Annotated in this window: 16 protein-coding genes and 4 pseudogenes; 9 read left to right on the top strand and 11 right to left on the bottom strand. The window is 62.9% G+C overall.

All coding sequences use genetic code 11. The features are described from left to right. Positions 1-52: 52 nt before the first annotated feature. Positions 53-1465 carry an amidase gene (locus DMO26_RS01865; RefSeq protein WP_117190304.1) on the bottom strand — a complete coding sequence of 471 codons (1413 nt, stop codon included), beginning with the start codon at positions 1463-1465 and terminating at the stop codon, positions 53-55. Beyond that, positions 1462-2508 (bottom strand): LacI family DNA-binding transcriptional regulator, encoded by a 1047-nt coding sequence (locus DMO26_RS01860; RefSeq protein WP_117190303.1) that lies wholly within the window; start codon positions 2506-2508, stop codon positions 1462-1464. Before DMO26_RS01860 ends, DMO26_RS01865 begins: the two co-directional genes overlap by 4 nt. Positions 2509-2746: 238 nt before the next feature. Here DMO26_RS01860 and DMO26_RS01855 point away from each other — a divergent pair, with 238 nt between their 5' ends. Genes DMO26_RS01855 through DMO26_RS01835 form a run of 5 tightly spaced genes read left to right on the top strand, consistent with a single transcriptional unit; the run spans position 2747 to position 8230 of the window. Next, complete coding sequence (locus tag DMO26_RS01855; RefSeq protein WP_117190302.1) at positions 2747-3688, top strand: ABC transporter permease; 942 nt, start codon at positions 2747-2749, stop codon at positions 3686-3688. Between the two features lie 14 nt (positions 3689-3702). Beyond that, a complete protein-coding gene (locus tag DMO26_RS01850; RefSeq protein ID WP_162894666.1) occupies positions 3703-4611 on the top strand; it encodes an ABC transporter permease in 909 nt (302 codons plus the stop codon). After that, positions 4608-5597 carry an ABC transporter ATP-binding protein gene (locus tag DMO26_RS01845; protein WP_117190300.1) on the top strand — a complete coding sequence of 330 codons (990 nt, stop codon included), beginning with the start codon at positions 4608-4610 and terminating at the stop codon, positions 5595-5597. Before DMO26_RS01850 ends, DMO26_RS01845 begins: the two co-directional genes overlap by 4 nt. Then, entirely contained in the window at positions 5594-6637 is a 1044-nt protein-coding gene (locus tag DMO26_RS01840) for an ABC transporter ATP-binding protein (RefSeq protein ID WP_117190299.1), read from the top strand. Before DMO26_RS01845 ends, DMO26_RS01840 begins: the two co-directional genes overlap by 4 nt. A 27-nt stretch (positions 6638-6664) precedes the next feature. Then, entirely contained in the window at positions 6665-8230 is a 1566-nt protein-coding gene (locus tag DMO26_RS01835) for an ABC transporter substrate-binding protein (RefSeq protein WP_117190298.1), read from the top strand. A 298-nt stretch (positions 8231-8528) separates the two neighbouring features. On the opposite strand, the gene DMO26_RS01825 is transcribed toward DMO26_RS01835, so the two are convergent. Together DMO26_RS01825 and DMO26_RS01820 are read right to left on the bottom strand one after the other, a co-directional pair. Continuing rightward, positions 8529-9758 (bottom strand): flavin-dependent oxidoreductase, encoded by a 1230-nt coding sequence (locus DMO26_RS01825; protein ID WP_117190296.1) that lies wholly within the window; start codon positions 9756-9758, stop codon positions 8529-8531. 55 nt (positions 9759-9813) lie between these two features. Further along, entirely contained in the window at positions 9814-10971 is a 1158-nt protein-coding gene (locus tag DMO26_RS01820; protein WP_117190295.1) for a DJ-1/PfpI family protein, read from the bottom strand. Positions 10972-11060: 89 nt separating this feature from the next. Between DMO26_RS01820 and DMO26_RS01815 the strand changes: the two genes are divergently transcribed. Then, positions 11061-12002, top strand: coding sequence for a GlxA family transcriptional regulator (locus DMO26_RS01815; RefSeq protein WP_117190294.1), 942 nt, complete (start codon positions 11061-11063; stop codon positions 12000-12002). Between the two features lie 123 nt (positions 12003-12125). On the opposite strand, the pseudogene DMO26_RS01810 reads toward DMO26_RS01815, so the two are convergent. The 5 genes and pseudogenes from DMO26_RS01810 to DMO26_RS01795 all read right to left on the bottom strand — a co-directional run. After that, positions 12126-12380, bottom strand: a pseudogene (locus DMO26_RS01810) (carbohydrate ABC transporter permease); the annotation flags it as partial. Beyond that, positions 12365-12466, bottom strand: a pseudogene (locus tag DMO26_RS01805) (twin-arginine translocation signal domain-containing protein); the annotation flags it as partial. The pseudogenes DMO26_RS01805 and DMO26_RS01810, both read right to left, overlap by 16 nt. 59 nt (positions 12467-12525) lie before the next feature. After that, a pseudogene (locus DMO26_RS34745) lies at positions 12526-12651 on the bottom strand (FCD domain-containing protein); the annotation flags it as partial. Between the two features lie 30 nt (positions 12652-12681). Next, complete coding sequence (locus DMO26_RS34740; RefSeq protein WP_264319334.1) at positions 12682-12954, bottom strand: hypothetical protein; 273 nt, start codon at positions 12952-12954, stop codon at positions 12682-12684. Between the two features lie 71 nt (positions 12955-13025). Then, positions 13026-13769, bottom strand: coding sequence for a fumarylacetoacetate hydrolase family protein (locus tag DMO26_RS01795; protein WP_117190292.1), 744 nt, complete (start codon positions 13767-13769; stop codon positions 13026-13028). Between the two features lie 405 nt (positions 13770-14174). Between DMO26_RS01795 and DMO26_RS01790 the strand changes: the two genes are divergently transcribed. The 3 genes and pseudogenes from DMO26_RS01790 (at position 14175) to DMO26_RS01780 (ending at position 16663) form a co-directional block, all read left to right on the top strand. Next, complete coding sequence (locus tag DMO26_RS01790; protein WP_117190291.1) at positions 14175-14858, top strand: GntR family transcriptional regulator; 684 nt, start codon at positions 14175-14177, stop codon at positions 14856-14858. 141 nt (positions 14859-14999) lie between these two features. Continuing rightward, positions 15000-15281, top strand: a pseudogene (locus DMO26_RS01785) (TRAP transporter large permease subunit); the annotation flags it as partial. A 239-nt stretch (positions 15282-15520) separates the two neighbouring features. Continuing rightward, complete coding sequence (locus DMO26_RS01780; RefSeq protein ID WP_117190290.1) at positions 15521-16663, top strand: polysaccharide biosynthesis/export family protein; 1143 nt, start codon at positions 15521-15523, stop codon at positions 16661-16663. Here DMO26_RS01780 and DMO26_RS01775 read toward each other — a convergent pair. Together DMO26_RS01775 and tagF are read right to left on the bottom strand one after the other, a co-directional pair. Continuing rightward, on the bottom strand, positions 16660-17592 hold the full coding sequence (locus DMO26_RS01775) for a serine/threonine-protein kinase (protein ID WP_117190289.1): 933 nt from the start codon (positions 17590-17592) through the stop codon (positions 16660-16662). The two genes, DMO26_RS01780 and DMO26_RS01775, sit on opposite strands and share 4 nt — an antisense overlap. Next, positions 17582-18970: a type VI secretion system-associated protein TagF gene (tagF, locus tag DMO26_RS01770; RefSeq protein ID WP_117190288.1), complete on the bottom strand. Its 1389-nt coding sequence runs from the start codon at positions 18968-18970 to the stop codon at positions 17582-17584. The genes DMO26_RS01775 and tagF overlap by 11 nt, the downstream gene beginning before the upstream one ends. Positions 18971-18974 lie beyond the last annotated feature (4 nt).

Raw genomic sequence — 18974 nt, 5'->3', positions numbered from 1 at the left:
AACTTTCGGTGGGCGCCGGACTTTTTCGGGGAATACCGGTTAGGCCGGAATGTCAGGATCCGCTCGTGAACTCCTGCTCGATCCGCGCCGCGACGGACAGCAGGCGTTCCTCGCTGTGAGGCGGACCGACGACCTGCAGGGAAACAGGCATGCCGTTCGGATCCCGCCCGGCCGGAACTGCCAGCGCCGGGCAGCCGAGCACGGACCAGACATAAGTGATCATGATCCAGTCGATATAGCTTTCGCAGGCCTGCCCGTCGATGTCCGCGGGCCAGGGGATTTCGACAGGAAAGGGCCGTACCTGGGTGGTCGGGCAGATCAAGACATCGACATTTTTGAAGAAGCCCATCATCCGCCGGTAGAGCGTAGCCCGGTGCTCGATGGCCTGGGCGATGTCGGAGACGGAAAGATTTTCGCCATAGGCGATATCTCCGCCAACCTCTGGCGTGAAGCGGTCGCGCAGGGCCGGCCAATGTTTGCCCCACGTCGCGAGATAGGCGAGGCCGCGCAATGCCCTGATGACATCGGGTATGCCCGAGAGATCGGGAGCCGCCTCGGATATCGCGCAACCGGCCCGTTGCAGCCCGTCGATCGCACCGCGGAAGCCTGATCGGATATCGCCGGCGACGGGCAGCATGCCGAGATCTTCGGATACGGCAACCCGGACGGCCCAGTGGGGTTGCGAAGCCGCGTCATGGAACGAGGTATTCCGGCTCCGCGAGAGAAGATCGGTGGAATGAAAGCCGCTCATCGCATCCAGCATGAGCGCAAGGTCGGGAATGGTGCGGGCCATCGGCCCTTCGACGAAAATGGTATCGAAGGGATCGGATAGCGGCTTGCGCGGGACGAGGCCGGGCGTCGGTCTCAAGCCGGCGACCCCGCAGAATGCGGCCGGCGTGCGAAGGCTGCCGCCGACGTCGTTGCCATGGCCCAGATAGACCTGATGGGCAGCGAGTGCTGCGGCGGAGCCGCCCGAGGAACCACCGGACGTCAGTGCCGGGAAAAACGGATTGCGCGTTGCGCCGAACAGCGCATTCGTCGTGTTGGCGCCGCCAAGCTCCGAAAGGTTGCTTTTGCCGATGACGATCGCGCCGGCCCGCTGCAGGCGGTCGATGGCCGGATCGGAGATATCGGGAATACGGCCAGCCGTGAGGGCGCTGCCACCGCTGGTGGGCACGCCGGCGACGTCCGAATTGTCCTTGACCGCCAGCGGCAGGCCGCAGAGCAGGGGCCAGTCGCCGCCCGTCACTCTCTTTTCCATCAATCGGCTCGCCGCAATCCGCGCGGCCTCGAAACAGCGCACGGGTATGGCATTGATTGCGCCGTCGGTCGCCTCGATGTGGACGATCGACGCGTCGATGACATCAAGCGGCGACAGATGGCCTTCGCGAATCTCCGCGATCGCCTCGACAGCCGAAAGCTCCAGGATGCCGGGAGCAGGTATGGCGGAGGAGATATCGTTCATCGGCGGCTCCGGATGGCGGCTGTGGAACCTCGAACGACAAGCGCCGGCTGCAGCTGGACCGACACCGTGTCCCTGCCGTTCTTCAGGCTGCTGCGGCCTCCGGAAATCCGCTCCAGCAGCGTCGAGACCGCCATTTCGGCGATCGCTTCCGATGGCTGGGTGACGACCGTCATGCCGGGACGCACGAGTCCGGCCCAGGGAAGTTCGTCGACGGCGATGACGGAAAGGTCTTCCGGAACGGATATGCCCTGTTCGCCGATCGCCCTGAGCAGCCCGAGTGCCAGATGGTTGTTGGTCGCAAAGATCGCCGTCGGCCTTTCGGAGAACGAAAGCAACCGAAGTGCCGCGGCATGGCCGGCTTCTTCGGAGAAATTATCCTTCTGGATCAGGCGCTCTTCGAGCGTCACGCCCCGCGCAGCAAAACCGGCGCGGAAGCCGTCCAGCCGGTGGCGCGCGATCTGATGCTCCGGTGAACCCATGATCACCGCCACGCGCCTGTGGCCAAGACCGTCGAGATGTTCGGCCGCCAACCGCCCCAGCATGAGATTGTCCGTGGTGACGGAATCGAGATCGAGCCCTTCGATCCGCCGATCGACCAGGACGCCTGGCACCGGCAGGCCGGAGAGCGCCGCCATGCGGCCGTTCCAGCTCCGGCGCGTCGGAATGACGATCGCGCCGTCGGCGCGCTGGGAGAGCAGCATGCCAAGGTGCCGTTCCTCGCGTTCCGGATCCTCGGCGCTGTTGCAAAGGATGACGGAATAGCCGGCGGCACTCGAGAGTCTTTCGATATTCTCGACGAGCTTCAGGAAATAGGGATTGGCGAGATCCGCCACGAGGAGACCGAGAATGCGCGTCGCGCCGCTCCGCAGGCTCCGGGCGCTGGCATGCGGCGCATAACCGAGCTTCTGCGCCGCGACGGTGACGCGTTCCCGCAGTCCTTCGCTGACCTTGCCTGTGCGGTTGAGGGTTTTCGATACCGTGGCGACCGAAACGCCGGCCAGCTGTGCGACCTCCCGTATGGTGGGTAGTGGCCCTGCGGACATCAATTCCTCCTGTAAAACGTTTTTTTATTATCGGGTCGGCATCCGGTGCGCAAGGCTGAGTTTGCGAGATTTATCACAGAAAAACGTTTTTTCAATTTGATAGTGAGGCTATTGCCAACAAGGCGACATCGTGTTTAGTTGAAAAAACGTTTAACAGACGTATGGGAGGGAAATGGAGTGAGGTGCGGGTTTCATACCCTGTGGCCGCTCGGCTGCGTCTGCTATTTTGGAGGGTGACATGACGGGTTATGTCCTCGGCCGCCTCTTTGCAGCCGTTCCCGTGCTGCTCGCGGTCGCTGTCTTCGTTTTCCTGTTGCTGAGCCTTGTGCCGGGCGATCCGGCCGCGCTGATCGCCGGCGACTTTGCCTCGCCGCAGCAGGTGGAGGCCGTGCGGCAGGCGCTGGGGCTCGACCAGCCGCTGCTGCAGCGTTTCCTCTCGTGGATGGGCCGCATGCTGCGTGGCGACTTCGGCCTGTCGCTCTTCAGCCGCATCCCGGTCTCGCAGCTGATTGCCCAGCGCATCGAGCCGACGCTCATCCTGTCGCTGATGACGATCGTCATTGCCGTGCTCTTTGCGGTCCCGCTGGGGCTGGTGGCTGCCTATCGTCCGAAAGGCGTTGTCGCCCGTGTGACGATGGCTGGCGCGGTGCTCGGCTTTTCCGTGCCGGTCTTCGTTGTCGCCTTCGCGCTTGTCTACACTCTGGCGCTCGGCCTGCGCTGGTTTCCGGTGCAGGGCTACAAGCCGCTGTCGCAAGGTGCATGGGCCGCGCTGCACTCACTCGTTCTGCCGGCAATTTCGTTGTCCTTCCTTTATATTGCACTCATTGCGCGGGTCACGCGGGCGGCGGTGCTGGAAGTGCTGCGCGAAGACTATGTCCGCACCGCCCACGCCAAGGGGCTCGCAAATCGCAAGATCGTCTCGCGGCATGTGCTGAGCAATGCCGCCGTGCCGATCATCACGGTCATCGGTATCGGCTTTGCGGCTCTGCTCGGCGGCGTCGTGGTCACGGAAACCGTCTTCAGCATTCCGGGCCTTGGCCGGTTGACGGCGGATTCGATCCTGAGGCGCGACTACCCGGTGGTGCAGGCGCTCATCCTGCTTTTCGCCGGTGTCTATGTCGTCGTGAACCTCGCCGTCGACATTCTCTACGCCGTTTTCGATCCGCGGATCCGGTATTGATGAAGGAGGGGCCGATGACAATCATCACGACGTCGGACGCCACGTCCTCGGAGGATGGCGAGAAGCGGAATACCAGTTCCGACCGCTTTCGCCGGATCATAGCTTTCCCGCTTCGGCAGCCGATGCTGGCTGCGAGCTGCGGCCTGCTGTTCGCCTTCAGCGTGCTGGCTCTGGCGAGTCCCTGGATCACCGGCGACCCGGCGGCGCTCGATCCGCTTGGCCGCCTCAAAGCGCCGTCGGCAGATCAGCCCTTCGGCACGGATCAGGTGGGTCGTTCGGTCCTCGACCGGGCGCTCTGGGGCACACGGGTTTCGCTCTCGGTCGGGATTTCGGTTGCGATGGTCACGACCATGATCGGCGTCGCAATCGGCGTCGTTGCCGGTTATTTTCGTGCGATCGACACGATCGCCATGCGGGCCATGGATGCGGTCATGGCCATTCCGGCGATCCTGCTCGCAATTGCGCTCGTCGCGCTGATCGGTGCCTCGCCTTTTGTGATCGTCACCGCGATCGCCGTCCCGGAGATCCCGCGCATGGCGCGCGTGGTGCGGGCGAGCGTACTGACCTTGCGGGAGCGCGCCTATGTCGAGGCCGCGATCACCTGTGGCGGGCGGACGACGACGATTCTGCGCCGCCACATTCTGCCCGGTGCGGCGGGGCCGATCATGGTCCAGACGACCTATGTCTTCGCCTCGGCGATGATCCTGGAGTCGATCCTCTCCTTCCTCGGAGCCGGCACGCCGCCGGACGTTCCGAGCTGGGGCAACATGATGTCGGAAGGCCGGCAGTTCCTGCAGATCGCGCCCTGGATACTCGGTTTTCCTGCTCTGATGCTGGCGGCCACCGTGCTTGCCGCCAACCTCATGGGCGACGCGCTGCGCGACATGCTGGACCCTAGTCTGCAGGGAGGAGAACTGCGATGAACCTTCCGCTTCTTTCGGTCGAGAACCTCTCGGTGTCGCTCGATGCGGGTGCCGCGTCGGTGCCGCTGGTTCGCAACGTCTCCTTTTCGATCGATCGGGGCGAGACGCTGTGCCTGGTTGGCGAAAGCGGCTGCGGCAAGAGCCTGACGGCGCTTGCCATCATCGGCCTGCTCAATCGGGAAGTCATGCAGGTCTCCTCCGGCCGTATCCTTTTCGAAGGGCGCGATCTGATCTCGCTCGGAGCCGGGGAGATGCGGCGGTTGAGGGGGGACCGCATCGCGATCGTGTTCCAGGAGCCGATGACCTCGCTCAACCCCGTGCAGCGGATTGGCCGGCAGATCGCCGAGGTGATCGTCGAGCATCGCGGCGTCTCCGAGGCCGATGCCCTGAAGCAGGTCCTGCGCCTGCTCGACCTCGTGCGGATACCCGATGCGGCGCGGCGCGCGCAGGAGTTTCCCCATCAGCTTTCCGGCGGCATGCGGCAACGGGTGATGATCGCCATGGCGCTTGCCCTGCAGCCGGCCTTGCTGATTGCCGATGAGCCGACCACGGCGCTCGACGTCACCATCCAGGCGCAGGTGCTGACGCTCATCGATGATCTGAGACGCGAATTCGATACGTCCGTGCTGCTTATCACCCACGACCTCGGCGTGGTGGCGGAGATGGCGGACAGGGTCGTGGTGCTTTATGCCGGCAGCGTCGCGGAACAGGCCGATGTCGACGATCTCTTCGATCGCCCGGTCCATCCCTACACGCGCGGCCTGCTTGGAGCGATCCGGCAGCTCAACAGCGGCAGCCGCGATCGTCTTGCCGAAATTCCGGGCAATGTGCCGAACCCGGTTTCGCTCGATGCGGGCTGTGCCTTTCGGAAGCGCTGTGCGTCCGCAATGCCGATTTGTCATTCCGAGAGACCGCCGCTCCAGGGCGACGGCCTGCACCGGTCCGCCTGCTGGCTGGCCAAGGTTGGCGAGGAGGTGATGGCATGAGCGCGGTTCACGAAGTCGACCCAGTTCTGGAAGTCTCCGGCCTCACCAGGATCTTCACGTCGCAGAAGGGACCGTTCGGGCTCTTCGGCCGAAGGGAACTGCGCGCCGTCGATGACGTCAGCTTTTCGGTGGAACGCGGCCGGACCTTCTGCCTCGTCGGCGAGAGCGGTTGCGGCAAGACGACGATCGGCCGCATGGTCGTGCGGCTGCTGAAGCCTACCGCGGGCGCAGTCCGTATCAACGGCGAGAATTTTGGCGCCCTGTCCGGCGAAAGGCTGCGGCGGAAGCGCCAACAGGTCCAGATGGTCTTCCAGGATCCGTTCGCCTGCCTCAATTCGCGCATGACGGCTGCAGAGATCGTCGAGGAACCACTGCTGAACTTCGCGATCGGCGATACGGAAACAAGGCGTCGCAGGGTCTTGCGCCTGTTTGACCAGGTCGGCCTGCCGCAGCATTTCCATTCCCGCCTGCCTCACCATCTGTCCGGCGGGCAGCGCCAGCGCCTCGGGATAGCACGCGCGCTCGCTGCGGAGCCGTCGTTGATCGTGGCCGACGAAGCGGTGGCCGCGCTCGATGTGTCGATCCGCTCGCAGATCCTCAATCTTCTGAAGGATGTGCAGAAGGAAACCGGAATTTCCTATCTCTTCATCTCGCACGATCTCTCGGTGGTGCGGTATCTCGCCGACGATATCGCCGTCATGTATCTCGGCGCGATCGTCGAGCGGGCTCCGGCGGAAGCGCTCTTCAACGCGCCGGCGCATCCCTATACGCGGGCGTTGATCGACTCCGTGCCCGCCACCCATCCGCGCAACCGGCGTCGCCGTTCACCGCTCGAAGGGGAGGTGCCCAGCGCCGCGGCACTTCCTTCGGGTTGCCGTTTCCGGACACGCTGTCCTTTCGCGACCGACATCTGCGTGCGGCAGGTACCGCCGATGAGCGAGGTCGCGGCCGGCCATTTCGTCGCCTGCCATCACTGGCAAGTCCTGCCGCGATTGGATGCCGGACCGTCCGGTACGGGAGACAGCATCGCAGCCGCCTAACATCAGTCAAACGGGAGGAGTACTGAAATGAAACGGCCGAATATACTGCTTGCCGCATCGTTCGCGGCAGGCTTCCTGGGCGCCATGTCGCCCGCCTTCGCCGAAACGGTCCTGAAGATCAGGCCCTTCGGCGACCTGAAACAGATCGATCCGGTGATTACGTCGGACTATATGGTCCGCAACCACGGCTACATGGTCTATGACACGCTGTTTTCGCTGGACGAGAAACTGGCGGCACGACCGCAAATGCTCGAAACTTGGACGACCAGCAGCGACCAGCTCACCTACACGTTCACATTGCGCGGCGGCCTCGCCTTCAGCGACGGCAAGCCGGTCACGTCGGACGATGCGGTCGCTTCGCTGAAGCGCTGGTGGCAGCGCGACGGCCTCGGCCAGCAGCTTGCCGCCATCAGCGACGGCCTGACGGTCAGGGATGACAAGACCTTCGAGCTGAAGCTCAAGCGGCCTTGGGGTCTCGTCATCGAAGCGCTGAGCAAGCCGAGCTCGAACGTGCCCTTCATCATGCCGAAGGCGATTGCCGCGACGCCGGCCGATACGGCCATCACCGATCCGACCGGCTCCGGCCCCTTCATCATGAAGAAGGACGAGTGGGTACCGGGCTCCAGGGTGGTCTATGTGAAGAACCCGGCCTACAAGCCACGCCAGGAGCCTGCGAGCGGCCTCGCGGGCGGCAAGCTCGCCAAGGTCGACCGGGTCGAATGGCACTATATCCCGGACGCGCAGACCGCGCTCAATGCTCTGCAGGCCGGCGAAATCGATATTTTCGAAGAAGTGCCGCCGGATTTCCTGCCGACGCTCGCCGGCAATCCGGATATCAAGACCATGCCGCAGGATACGCTCGGCATGCAGATGGTCTTCCGCATGAACACATCGAAACCGCCCTTCGACAACCAGAAGGTCCGCCAGGCGATCCGCTACATGATAGACCAGGAAAAGTTCGCTCGGGCCTATGTGAGCGATCCGGCGCTCTACAAGAACTGCCCGAGCTTCTTCATGTGCTCCTCGCCCTATTTCACGGACGAAGGCTGGGTGAAGCCGGATATCGAGAAGGCGAAGAAGCTGATCGCCGAGAGCGGCTACGACGGCACGCCGGTCGTCGTCCTGCATGCGACCGAAAGCGGTCCCACCAATACTTTCAGCCTGGTCGCCGAACAGCTGATGCGCCAGATCGGCCTCAAGGTCGAGCCGCAGGCGATGGATTGGGGCACGCTGGTTGGCCGCCGCTCGTCCAAGGAAGCCGTCGACAAAGGCGGCTGGTCGCTGTTCATGTCGGGACCGACGGGTGCGGACATGTTCGAGCCGGTCGGTCATCTCGGCCTTCGCGCCAACTGCGACAAGGCCTGGTTCGGGTGGCCATGCGACGAGCAGATCGAGAAGCTGCGCGGCGAGTTCGCCTTTGCGGCGGACGATGAGCAGAAGAAGAAGATTGCCGGCGACCTGCAGAAGAGAGCCGTGGATTACGTGCCCTATTGGCCGGCCGCGCAGCTCTATCTGGTCCGCGCCGTGCGCAGTGATCTTGACGGCATCCTGAAGGCAGCCGTGCCGGTCTACTGGAACATCTCCAGGAAGTGAGACTGGCCGGGCGGGGCATTGCGTTGGCGATGCTCCGTCCGCATTTGGCGCGGCGGCCCAAGCCCTCACGTCACCTCCGTGCGAGCATCTCCACGCCGGCGGTATCGCACCCGATGCCGGCGATGCCAGGCATCAACGAATTTGACGCCCGTCGTGCTCTCCCAGCCCATGACTACCGTCGCGCGGCCGAGCCTGGCAAGCAGTCCTCGTTCATGCGAGAGGAGACTGCCAAACAGACGGCTGAATTCTGATGCCGCTTCGCGGGTCTGGAGCGGCATGGCTCCGGGCGGTGCGAAACCTACCGGCTTTGCCCGCGAGCCAGAGACGCGTAGCCTCGCACGACGGCTTTGCGCTCGTCGAACGAAGCCACACTGTCGATATCGTCGAAACCGTCCGGGGCACGGGCCTCCATCATGTCGATGACGCCCTCTGGCCCACCCTTGCGATTGGCGAGGACGATTTCCGACGTGACAGGCCGGCGTTGGTCGTCATAACGGGCGAGGGCGTCATCGATGCCATTTCCTTTCTGCAGTTCCTGCACGAGGCAGCGCGCGTCGAGGATTGCCTGGCTCGCTCCGTTGGAGCCGACCGGATACATGGGATGAGCCGCATCCCCCAGCAGCGTGACGCGACCGAACGACCAGCGGGGCAGAGGCTCCCGATCGCAATTCGGATATTCGTAGAAATTCTCCGTTGCCTGGATGATGGAGGCCGGATCGACGAAATCGAGGTGGAAACGGTCGCGCACGAAGGGCAGCACCTCTTCCCAAATGCCCGACCGGCTCCAATCCTCGCGGCGTTTCGGTGACGTGCCGGCTTCGCCGGTCTTGGCCATCACGGCCCAGTTGGTCAGCCGCATGTCCGGGTCGGCAGGATCGGCCTGGATCGGATAATAGACGAACTTTGCGAAATTGCCGCCGGCGATCGTCATCGTGAGTCCGTCGCGCCAGATGGGCCAGCGCGTTGCGCCACGCCACAGCATGATCCCGCTCCAGATCGGCGGCCCTTCCTCGGGATAGAGCTGTGCCCGGATCGTGGAACGGATGCCGTCGGCGCCGATCAGCAGGTCTCCACGGGCGGTGCCGCGCCATCCGTCCGGCCTGCCGAGATGAACCGTCACCCCGTCTTCGGACTGTTCGAAGCCTTCGACCCGGCAATCGGTCCTGACGGCCGAAGGCCCGAGGCGGGCAATGACCGCCTGGTGGATGACCCCGAGCAGTTTGCCGCGGTGGATGCTGATCTGCGGTGCCTCGTGGCCTGCGTTGAGGCCGCGCAATTCCTGCCAGACAATTTGCCCGAAGCGGTTCGTGTAGATCAACTCCCGGATACGGATTCCTACGGCGTCGAGGCCAGCAAGAAGTCCGAGTTCGGCCAGCACGCTCACGGCATGCGGCAGCATGTTGATGCCGACGCCGAGTTCACGAACTTCGTCGGCCCGCTCGAAGATCTCGACCTCTATTCCTGCCGCGTGGAGATGCAGCGCAGTCGTCAGTCCGCCGATGCCGGCGCCTGCGATGAGAGCTTTCATGGCTGTTTTCCTTCCTCTCATTGGAAAGATGAGTGATGGGGTGAGCCGCGATGATCTATTGCGGCGTCGGTCGTCTCCTGTATTCGAGCTGCATGGCTACGAAATCGGCCGTGGCCGCCTGATAGCGATCGGCAATGCTTGCGAGCGTTTCGTCCAGGGCTTCGGCCGGCTTGCGGCCGAGCGGTGTTCCGGGCACGCGCGCCGCCGTCATGTTCTGGGCGAGCTCCTCGGGAATGATGCGGATGCCATTCCTGCTCTCCACGGCGTCGGCGCTCGCGGCAAAGGTCACGGCTTTCGAGCGATAGGTGCGCGACCAGGCATCGACGACGAGCGCCAGCGATACCTCGTCCATCCCTTTCGAAAGCTCGATGCCCAGCATCTCATGATTCCAGAAGGCGAGTGAATTGCCGATCGCGGTCAGGGCGAAGGGCCGCGTGAACCTGAAAGCGCCGCTGTCGTGCCGTGCGTCCCAGTGCGCGACACCGAGATCGGTGGCGACGGCTTCGGCCTTTTCGCGGCCGGCGATCGCCTCGACCAATGTCAGCGACATCGGCATGGACGCACTGATCCCTGTCGTTGTCGCAACGCGATCGTCCACCAGAAAACGTCGGTCGGCCACGTAGCGGATGGAAGGATGCTCCTTCAGCATGTCGTCCAGCGAATACCAATGGGTCGTTGCTTTCCGGCCATCGAGAAGGCCTGTCGCGGCGACGACCTTGGCGCCGACACAGACACCGATGATCATGGCGCCCTTTTCTGCCTGGCTTCGGATCCATCCCAATGCGGCGGGATCGTCCTCGCGGATCATGGCGGGAACGACGACATAGTCGGCGCCTTCCGGATGCCGCCTGTCGAAATCCGCAATCGTCGCCTGCGGCTCGACCTTCAGGGCGGGATAGAGCGTCATTGGCCCCGGCTGCGTCGCAAGCGCCACGACATCCGCCACGTCGGCACGCCGAAGGATGCCGTAGGGCATCAGGTAGTCGGTGATCTCCGTCCCGTCGTTGATGCCGATGATTGCAACGACGGGACGGGCAGATTTCCGTGGCCTCAATGCCTCCACGGTTGCGCGCGCCTCATCCACAGACACCGGCTGCGCTGTCCCGGCAATGGCGCCGGACGGCAAATAGGCAAACCAGCCTCCGGCCACAGCCAGAAAGATCGCGACAATTCCCAGCACAGCCTGCGAAGTCAACCGCCAGCCCTTGCTCATCCGTGCGCTCTCCGAGTTCCAATGACTTGTGACCAAGAATACGCGTGCTATCCTCCGGCTGAAATGACATTAATCGGGCAAAAACTGCCATGCCGAAAACCATAGCTATGGTCATTCATCCCGGCTTCCAGATCCTGGACGTGGCGGGTCCTGTTTCGGCTTTCGAGATGGCCGAGCATTTTCGGCCCGGAAGTTATGAACTTCTTTTGATGGCCCCGGGCGGAGGAGAAGTCGAGAGCTCGTCGCGTTTGAGCATGTCGTCGTCATGTTTGATGGAGGGGCCGTTCGACACGGTGATGGTTGTCGGAGGCGAGATCATCCGTTCGATGGAGGCCGTGCATGAGATTTTGGGCTGGCTCAGGCAGACGAGTGCGAGGCGCGTGACAAGTGTCTGCTCGGGCGCCTATCTTCTTGCGGAAGCCGGCCTCCTTGATGGACGCCGGGCTACCACCCATTGGATATCGTCCGACGATTTCGCGCGCCGCTATCCCAGGATCAAACTCGATGCCGAACGTATTTTCATTCGGGACGGTCATGTCTGGACGTCGGCGGGTATCTCGGCCGGAATAGATTTGGCGCTTGCTCTCATCGAGGACGATCTTGGACCGGCAGTCGCGCGCAGGACGGCGCAGCAGCTCGTCGTTCATCAACGTCGGCACGGCGGCCAGTCGCAGTTTTCGGCGCTGATGGAGCTTGGTGGCCGCACCGGTCGCTTTGCCGCGTTGATCGACTGGATGCAGGAGCATTTGCCGGATCCGCTGACGGTGGAGCGGCTCGCCGATCGGGCGGCGATGAGCCCCCGGAACTTCGCCCGCGCCTTCGCTTCGGAAACGGGGATGACGCCGGCGAAAGCCGTGGAGCGCCTGCGTCTCGAAACCGCGCGGACGGCCATCGAATCCGGCCACGCGCCATTCGAGCAGATCGCCGAGGCGGTAGGTTTCGGAGACGCCGGCCGGATGCGCCGGGCCTTCCTGCGCAGTTACGGCCAGCCGCCTCAGGCGCTTCGCAGGGCTGCGACGGCCACCGGTTGAGATCACGCCGACCGCACCGCGCCTCGACCCGCATTGGAGCGCGGGTGCCGAGAGACGAGCGCTTTTGGACGGCTTGATTTTGCAAGTTTGTCGATCCTGGCATCCGCGGCCCGGATGTCCTGCTCAGCCGCCCTTGACCGCGCCGGCCGTCAGGCCCGCAACGATCTGTTTCTGCGCGAAGAGCGTCAGCACCAGCACGGGAAGGGTGACGATCAGCGCGGTCGCGGCAAGCGGTCCCCAGCTGACCTGTTCGAAGGAAAGCATGTTGTAGACGGCGACCGGCAGCGTCCACGTGGTGCGGCTCGCCAGCACGATGCCGAAGACGAAGTTGTTCCAGAAGAAGATCAGCGCCAGGATGAACGCGACGACGATGCCGGGCGAACGCCGGCAAGCCCGGCTGCGCCCAATGCCGCCGAGCCGGCCAGAAAGCCACGGCGGGTGGGATTCCAGAATGAAGACGACATGCTATTCCCTCCTCCTGTTGCGCCGGATACTCCAATGTCCGGCGGCTTTTTCCAAACTCCTAGAGTCTGATTGCGCGATCGCGCGCGTGGTTGATATGCGCGGCGAGCGCCGCAACCGCATCCTCGGCGGAGCGCCGCTCGATCGCTTCCAGCACTTTCAGGTGCTCGTTCATGACGGCCGACCCGGCCGTCGATGCGGAAACGCTCCTGGCTGATCAGCCGCATCTTGATCGAGTTGACCCGGTAGGCATTCGAATGATCGTATTGCCGAGCGCATCGATGAAGGCGTCATGCATGCCCCAGTCGACCGCCTGCGCATGGACCTCAAGCTCATGGCTGTCGTTGCCGCCGCTGACCGCATCGGCGATATCGCGATGTCCCTTCAGAAGCTTTGCGATCACCTGATCGGAAGCGGAGCGAGTGAACAGCGCGACGGCTTTCCGAAGCGGCGGCCAGCAGTCGGTCAGCCGTGTCCAACACGCTCGCACCGGCACTGCCTGTGCCGACGTCAACTCCGATGAAATACATCATCGCACCAACTGCCCTGGGTCCGGTCACATCAGCCGACGTTGAGAAGAAATTGCCTTCCAGCCATGTTTATTTCGACCTTGCCGGCTGCACCCACGGGAACCAGTCCGCACAGCGTGCCGGTCGTAACTACCTGTCCGGCTTTCAGCATCGGGAAAGGAGACATCGGCGTCTGGTTGGCCAGCGCCACGATTGTCTTCAGCGGGTCGCCATCGGCATGCGACGCAACCTTGTCATAGGCCGTCTCGCTGTTGATTACGAGCAGCAGCCTGCCGATCTCCGCATCCTGATCCAGCAGATGCCGACCGAGTTCAGGGCCGAGGACATAGCCGATATTGCTCATGAAGTCGGCCACCGCGAGGCCTTGATCGCCACGCGCTCCGCCCTGATAACGGCTGCGGAGAAGCTCGGCGCCGATCCGCACCGCAGCGATCGCATCGACGATGTCCTGGCGGGATACGGCGCCATTGCCGGCAACCACATCCTTGCCAAGCACGAACGCAAGTTCGACTTCTACCGAAAGCCCTGGCTGGTAAGGCTGCTGCGCATTCTCCGAAACCTGCAGCAACGGTGCGCTGTGGCAGAGCCCGCCTTTCAGCGTCAGCTTCGAACCCTTCAGTGGCTGGCCGAAACTGCGGAAGATTTCCGCTTGGATGCCGAAGCCTTCGGCCAGCGGAAGTCCGAGGAACGGTTCGGGATCGATGGTGGTCTGCGATTGGATGGCGTTGCGAATCGCATCTGCGAGACCATGGCGGCGGGCATTGGAAGTCGTCATTGGATTATTGATCCTCGATTGGAAACGAAAGCCGTGGGGCCGACATCATCCATAGCTGCTCCGGCAATCGGACGCATCTCAATAAAACCAAGGAATTCAACATACTTCGAAAAGTGCGGGTCGCTGCCGACATGGCATTCCTCCCTCTTCAACCGGCCTGCAACATGCCGCAGAGATCGGCTGAGTAAATAGACATTTGACTACTGATACTTATACTGATTAGATCAGTTCTATAACGAGGAACTCGTCAGGCCGCTATCAGGGCGACCAAAGTCTAGCCGATGCGATGCCACCCCTGCTTGCTCTCGGGCAGCGGGATCGTGCTATGCTCATTGAATTGTTCGGGCAGACGGGCTATCGCGCCGCTGCCTGACCGGCCCGGCATCGGCCGGCGATAGGGGACAGATGAGCGCACATACAGCACCGTCCAAGATGGGCCAGCCGGAGCTCCGTTCGGTGAAACAGATGGCCTATGAGCGTTTCCGCGAAGCGCTGTTCGATGGTCGGTTGCGGCCTGGCCAGTTCGTGTCGCAACGGGAGCTGGTCGCCCTCCTGGGTTTGTCGATCGGCGCGCTACGCGAGCTTCTGCCGCGCCTGCAATATGAGGGCCTTCTGGTGGTCATGCCGCAACGCGGCATCCAGATTACCCAGATCGACCTTTCGATGATCCGCCAGACTTTTCAGGTGCGCATGGCGCTGGAGCGTGAGGCCGTGTTGACTGCCGTACGGCGGATGCCCGACGCCATCCTCGACGAGCAGAAGCAGTTGCATCAGTCCATCCTGGACGAAGTCCGGACTTCACCATCGCCCGACGTGTTCGAGCGTGGCCAAAAGGTCGACGACGGTTTTCATAACCTGCTCGTCGAAGGCACGCAGAACGATCTGCTGATCCAGGCCTATGCGGTCAACGCGATCCGCATGCGGCTCATCAAGCTCGACCGCATCAGCCTTTCCGAGTGCGTGCTGCCACCGGCATTTGCCGATCATCTGGCAATCATCGACGCGATCAAATCCCGCGATCCGCATGCGGCAAGCGACGCCATCGACCGTCACATCATGAATGCCCGAGAGAGAGCGATCGAACTCTAAGCTCCCATTGCTCCTTCGGATTGCTCGGAAGCATTTCTGCGCGTCGCTTCAGGGCGTCGCGGACGTGTCATCTCACTTGTCGCACCCCTGATCGTATAAGTTGTAGAGAAGTTGTCGAACAACATATTTACAGGCCCGTTCGGATGCATTCTCGACGCGACCGGCATGGGAAAGGCGATCGTCGAGGTGCTGGCTTTGCTGCTCGGCTACGTCCGCGCCGGCATGTCCTATATGGTGCTGGGCTCAATGTTCCTCGTCTCCGGCATTTCCGGCTCCAAGGTTTCGGACATGGCGGCGGTCGCGCCGGCGCTTTTCCCGGAGATGATCGTACTTCTGGCCACGGGTGCTGTTATGGCGGAAACCGTGCTGCCCTCCATCGCGCTGATCGTGCTCGGCTCGACGGCAAGTGTTTCAATCGCCGCCCAATGATCCGCACGAATCGCATGTTGAGGAATGTTGCCGCGCGAGGACAACCGGTTCGTAGCTCCACAATCCTCCCAAGGCCTGTTGTACGGCAGCACATCGCTCCTCCGATGGTTGCCAATAGGACACAGTCTCTGCCCCTAAACTGTCACAATTGCATTTTTCGTCGGTGCCAATATTGCCCCGTCTTTTACCGCTGTTATCTCTCGGTACAACGAAACATTGTCCAAGGATACGTGATGCGGAAGCTGGCGCCCTTCGTCTTTGTCGCGCTTCTCAGTGCATGCGCAAGGCCATCGGATGGCCCGACAGCCGGCGGCTTCTACAGCGCCTCCATGCCGCATACCAATGAGAGAATACCGGTTGTCAGGCTTGCCGACGCGCCGATGAATCCAGTTGCGGCCACGCCGCTTGCGTATTCCCCGACGGAACCCGGCCTCAGTACGATGCGTTCGGGCGGCTTCGCCGACAATCGGTTGCGACGCGGCGATGTCATCGAGGTCACCATTCTCGACACCGGCGAAGAGGGCCTGTTTTCTTCCACGGCGAGCAAGACGCTCACTCTCGGTCGCTTCACTGTCGATTCCGCCGGAACTGTCACCCTGCCTTTCGTCGGGCGGCAGAGGGTACTGGAATCCTCGCCGGAGGCTCTTCAGGCCCGCATCGTGAATGGGCTGAAGGGCTCGGCCGTCAACCCTCAGGCGGTGGTCACCGTCGTTGACAAGCCGACAAGCGGCTTCACCGTCAACGGCGGCGTGCGCTCGGCCGGCCGCTTCCCGCTGACCGCCAGGAAGGAACGCGTGCTCGACGCCATCGCGCTGGCGGGCGGGGCCTCCTCGGCACCCGGAGCGGCAACCGTGACGCTCGTGCGCGGCAAGCAGCGCGCCAGCGCACCGCTGGACCGCGTCTTGAACGATGATCGGCAGAATGTGTATCTCCTGCCCGACGATCAGCTTTATGTCGAGGACGACGCGCCGACCTTCACCGCCTTCGGTGCCTTTAAAAGCGTCGGAGAATTCCAGTTCGAGGCGGGCAAGCTGACATTGGCACAGGCGCTCGGCCGTGCCGGCGGCCTGCTTGACGATCGTGCGGACGCCAGCAATTTCTATGTCCTTCGCAATCAGCCTGTCTATTCGCAGGTGGCGGCGGCGACAGCGGCCAAAAATCCCGGCACGACTGTGATGACCACGAAGCCGGTGATCTATCGTGTCGACCTGCACGACGTTGCCAACTTGGCGCTGATGCAACAGTTCAAGGTCATGGACGGCGATATTCTCTACGCCAGCAATTCGGGCATGGTGGATTTCGCCAAGCTCTTCACGATCTATCAGAAAAGCGTACCGACGGCGGCCGCGCCGCTTCCAGGTTCCGGCGGCAACTAAGTTCCGACAAGGTGTTTTCCGAGGCCGCGAAGCAGATGCAGGGCGGCTTCTGCATTCTCCGGCCTGCCCCTCGGATCTTTCTGCGATAGCCGGATTGCCACGGCTTTCAGCTGTTCGGCTCTTCCGTCGAGATTGCGGCAATGGTGCAGGAGCAATGATAGGAGGCGGCCCGAGGCATAGAGATCGGAACGCTGGTCGAGCGGTTCGCCGGCCCTTTGTTCCGGGGATGCGAATTCCGGCTGACCCGCAAATCCGAGGTCGAGTTCTCCCTGCCGCCGGCCCGTTTCGAGCGCGATGCCGAAGTCGGCGATCTTCAAATCGGAGAAACCATCCCCAGCGGACCGGAGATTGGCCGGCGACAGATCGCAATGGACGAAGCCGGCCGCATGGATGGCACCGAGACCTTCGAATATCGCCGTCATGATCGATGTCACTTCCGGGATCGAGAGAGGGGTACGCGGCAGGACATCGGCCAGAGCCTGTCCCAGCCATTCCATGACAAGCGCCGGACGTCCATCGGAAAGACGGAGAAGGACTTGCGTGCGGGCGACATTTCGATGGCCGAGAGCCATGCCGATTTCCGCCTCCCGCAGAAACAGCCCGCGCGTGACGGGGTCGCCAGCCTGAGCCGGGCGGAGGATCTTGATCGCGTGCAGCGTGCCGAGGTCGCGATGGCGCGCGCGATAGACCTGCGTCGCGACACCATTATGAACCAATGCTTCGAGGGTGAAACTGTTTGCGATGATCTCGCTGTCAGCTTTGACGAGACGGGCCTCGCCGCGATCGAGCGCATCGCGAATCTGGTCGGCCAGCATTCTTCTGGCCTCGGCGGATCGCACTCCGTTTTGCGTATGGACCAAGGCGTGCCGCAGATCGGAGAAACGGCGGGCGATTTCCTCGAAGTCGTCGTCTGGGTCATCAGGTGTCATCGGTTTTCACGACGACTGCGATTGCACTGAGGTTCTCGCGGCAATTGGCGATGAGGGCTTCCTGAACGAGGATGTCGGCCGTTTTTTCGATCTCCTCGGAGATGAGGGTTTCGGCGATGCTGCGCTCGGACAGGGCCCGCGGCAGGGAGGCGCTGCAGAGCAGCAAGCGATCGTCCGGTTGCAGGTGATCGAATAGAACCTCGAGGATCAGTTGTCCCCGCGTGCCGATCCCTCGCGAAAGTGCGCGCCTGATGCCGATTTCCACATGATCCCGTGTGAGGCAGCGCATCATTCCATGTCGTATCAGATAACAACGCGCATCGCCGGCCCAGAGCAGGGCGAAACGCCCGTCAAGTTCGGCAAGCACGACGATGCTGGCGGAGGGCGGCTCCCGGCCGGAAGACAGATGTGCCGACTGCAGAAGTCCGTGTGCCTTGCCGAGCTTGCCCTTGACGTCCTGTACCAGCGCTTCGATCGTCTCATGGCAGGCAGCTTCGCTCAGCGTGTGGACGGCGATCCTGCCCGCTTCGACGGCGCCGTTGTCATCGCCGACGCCATCGGCAATGGCAAAAAGCCGGGGCCTTTTCGAGATAAGCAACGCATCGGCATTCAGCCTCACGCGTGTACCGGGATGGGTGGCGTAGGCATGATCGAGGAAGACACTTCCGGGCTCGTCGACGAGCGACGGGGCCTGCTTGGCAGGGCGCGGCTTTTCCGCCGGCGGCGATTTGGGTGGGGTTGAAGGGGTCAAGGTGTCTTCGAATACGAGCCTTCTGAAATCATCGGGCTGCGGCGCGCCGGTAGTGCGAAATCCTTTCGCCTGCCGGGTCTCGGGGTCGATCCGCCACCAGAGGGTCGTTTGCGTCGGCAGGCTGCGCCTGCGTCCGTCGTTTTCCGCAAGGTCGGCCGGTCGCAAGGTTCTCAGCCGTTTCAGGCTCGCCGTGAACTGTTCAATGTCGAAGTCTCGTCTGGCGGATGTTTCCGCAATCGCTTCGGCCGCGGTGAACCAGGTCTCGTCGAGATAGAGGAGCCGCGGATGATCGGTAAAGGCTGGAAGCTGGGTTGCAACCACCAGCGGAAAGCTGCGCCCCACTCGGTCAAGACTGGGGACCAGCACGCCCGCGATCGTCGCAGGCCCCCACAGCCCGCGTTCGATGATGAAACGCCAAGAGAACATGGCACGGAAGTGGCGTTCCCAATCCGTGCCGAACTGTTGTTGTACGGCCTGCAGGCCCGCCTGCAGCCAAATATCGAACTCGCTTTGAAGCCCACTTCCCATTCCGGTCGATACGAAGTCGCCATGCGTCGGCAGCTTGCCGAAGAAGCCGATCCGGTCGGTCTCGGTCGGCTTCTGGTCGAGGGCTGCGCGCTCGTTCATGGCG

Source organism: Rhizobium terrae, from assembly GCF_003425685.1.
Lineage (GTDB): Bacteria > Pseudomonadota > Alphaproteobacteria > Rhizobiales > Rhizobiaceae > Neorhizobium > Neorhizobium terrae.
The sequence above is the reverse complement of the archived record's forward strand: the minus strand, read 5'-3'. Positions and strand labels throughout refer to the sequence as shown.

Coding starts and splice junctions, on each gene's coding strand:
- DMO26_RS01845 (WP_117190300.1), top strand. CDS start 4,608: ATGAACCTTCCGCTTCTTTCGGTCGAGAACCTCTCGGTGTCGCTCGAT.
- DMO26_RS01855 (WP_117190302.1), top strand. CDS start 2,747: ATGACGGGTTATGTCCTCGGCCGCCTCTTTGCAGCCGTTCCCGTGCTG.
- DMO26_RS01825 (WP_117190296.1), bottom strand. CDS start 9,758: ATGAAAGCTCTCATCGCAGGCGCCGGCATCGGCGGACTGACGACTGCG.
- DMO26_RS01820 (WP_117190295.1), bottom strand. CDS start 10,971: ATGAGCAAGGGCTGGCGGTTGACTTCGCAGGCTGTGCTGGGAATTGTC.
- DMO26_RS01835 (WP_117190298.1), top strand. CDS start 6,665: ATGAAACGGCCGAATATACTGCTTGCCGCATCGTTCGCGGCAGGCTTC.
- DMO26_RS01860 (WP_117190303.1), bottom strand. CDS start 2,508: ATGTCCGCAGGGCCACTACCCACCATACGGGAGGTCGCACAGCTGGCC.
- tagF (WP_117190288.1), bottom strand. CDS start 18,970: ATGAACGAGCGCGCAGCCCTCGACCAGAAGCCGACCGAGACCGACCGG.
- DMO26_RS01790 (WP_117190291.1), top strand. CDS start 14,175: ATGAGCGCACATACAGCACCGTCCAAGATGGGCCAGCCGGAGCTCCGT.
- DMO26_RS01840 (WP_117190299.1), top strand. CDS start 5,594: ATGAGCGCGGTTCACGAAGTCGACCCAGTTCTGGAAGTCTCCGGCCTC.
- DMO26_RS01780 (WP_117190290.1), top strand. CDS start 15,521: ATGCGGAAGCTGGCGCCCTTCGTCTTTGTCGCGCTTCTCAGTGCATGC.
- DMO26_RS01815 (WP_117190294.1), top strand. CDS start 11,061: ATGCCGAAAACCATAGCTATGGTCATTCATCCCGGCTTCCAGATCCTG.
- DMO26_RS01865 (WP_117190304.1), bottom strand. CDS start 1,465: ATGAACGATATCTCCTCCGCCATACCTGCTCCCGGCATCCTGGAGCTT.
- DMO26_RS01775 (WP_117190289.1), bottom strand. CDS start 17,592: ATGACACCTGATGACCCAGACGACGACTTCGAGGAAATCGCCCGCCGT.
- DMO26_RS01850 (WP_162894666.1), top strand. CDS start 3,703: ATGACAATCATCACGACGTCGGACGCCACGTCCTCGGAGGATGGCGAG.
- DMO26_RS01795 (WP_117190292.1), bottom strand. CDS start 13,769: ATGACGACTTCCAATGCCCGCCGCCATGGTCTCGCAGATGCGATTCGC.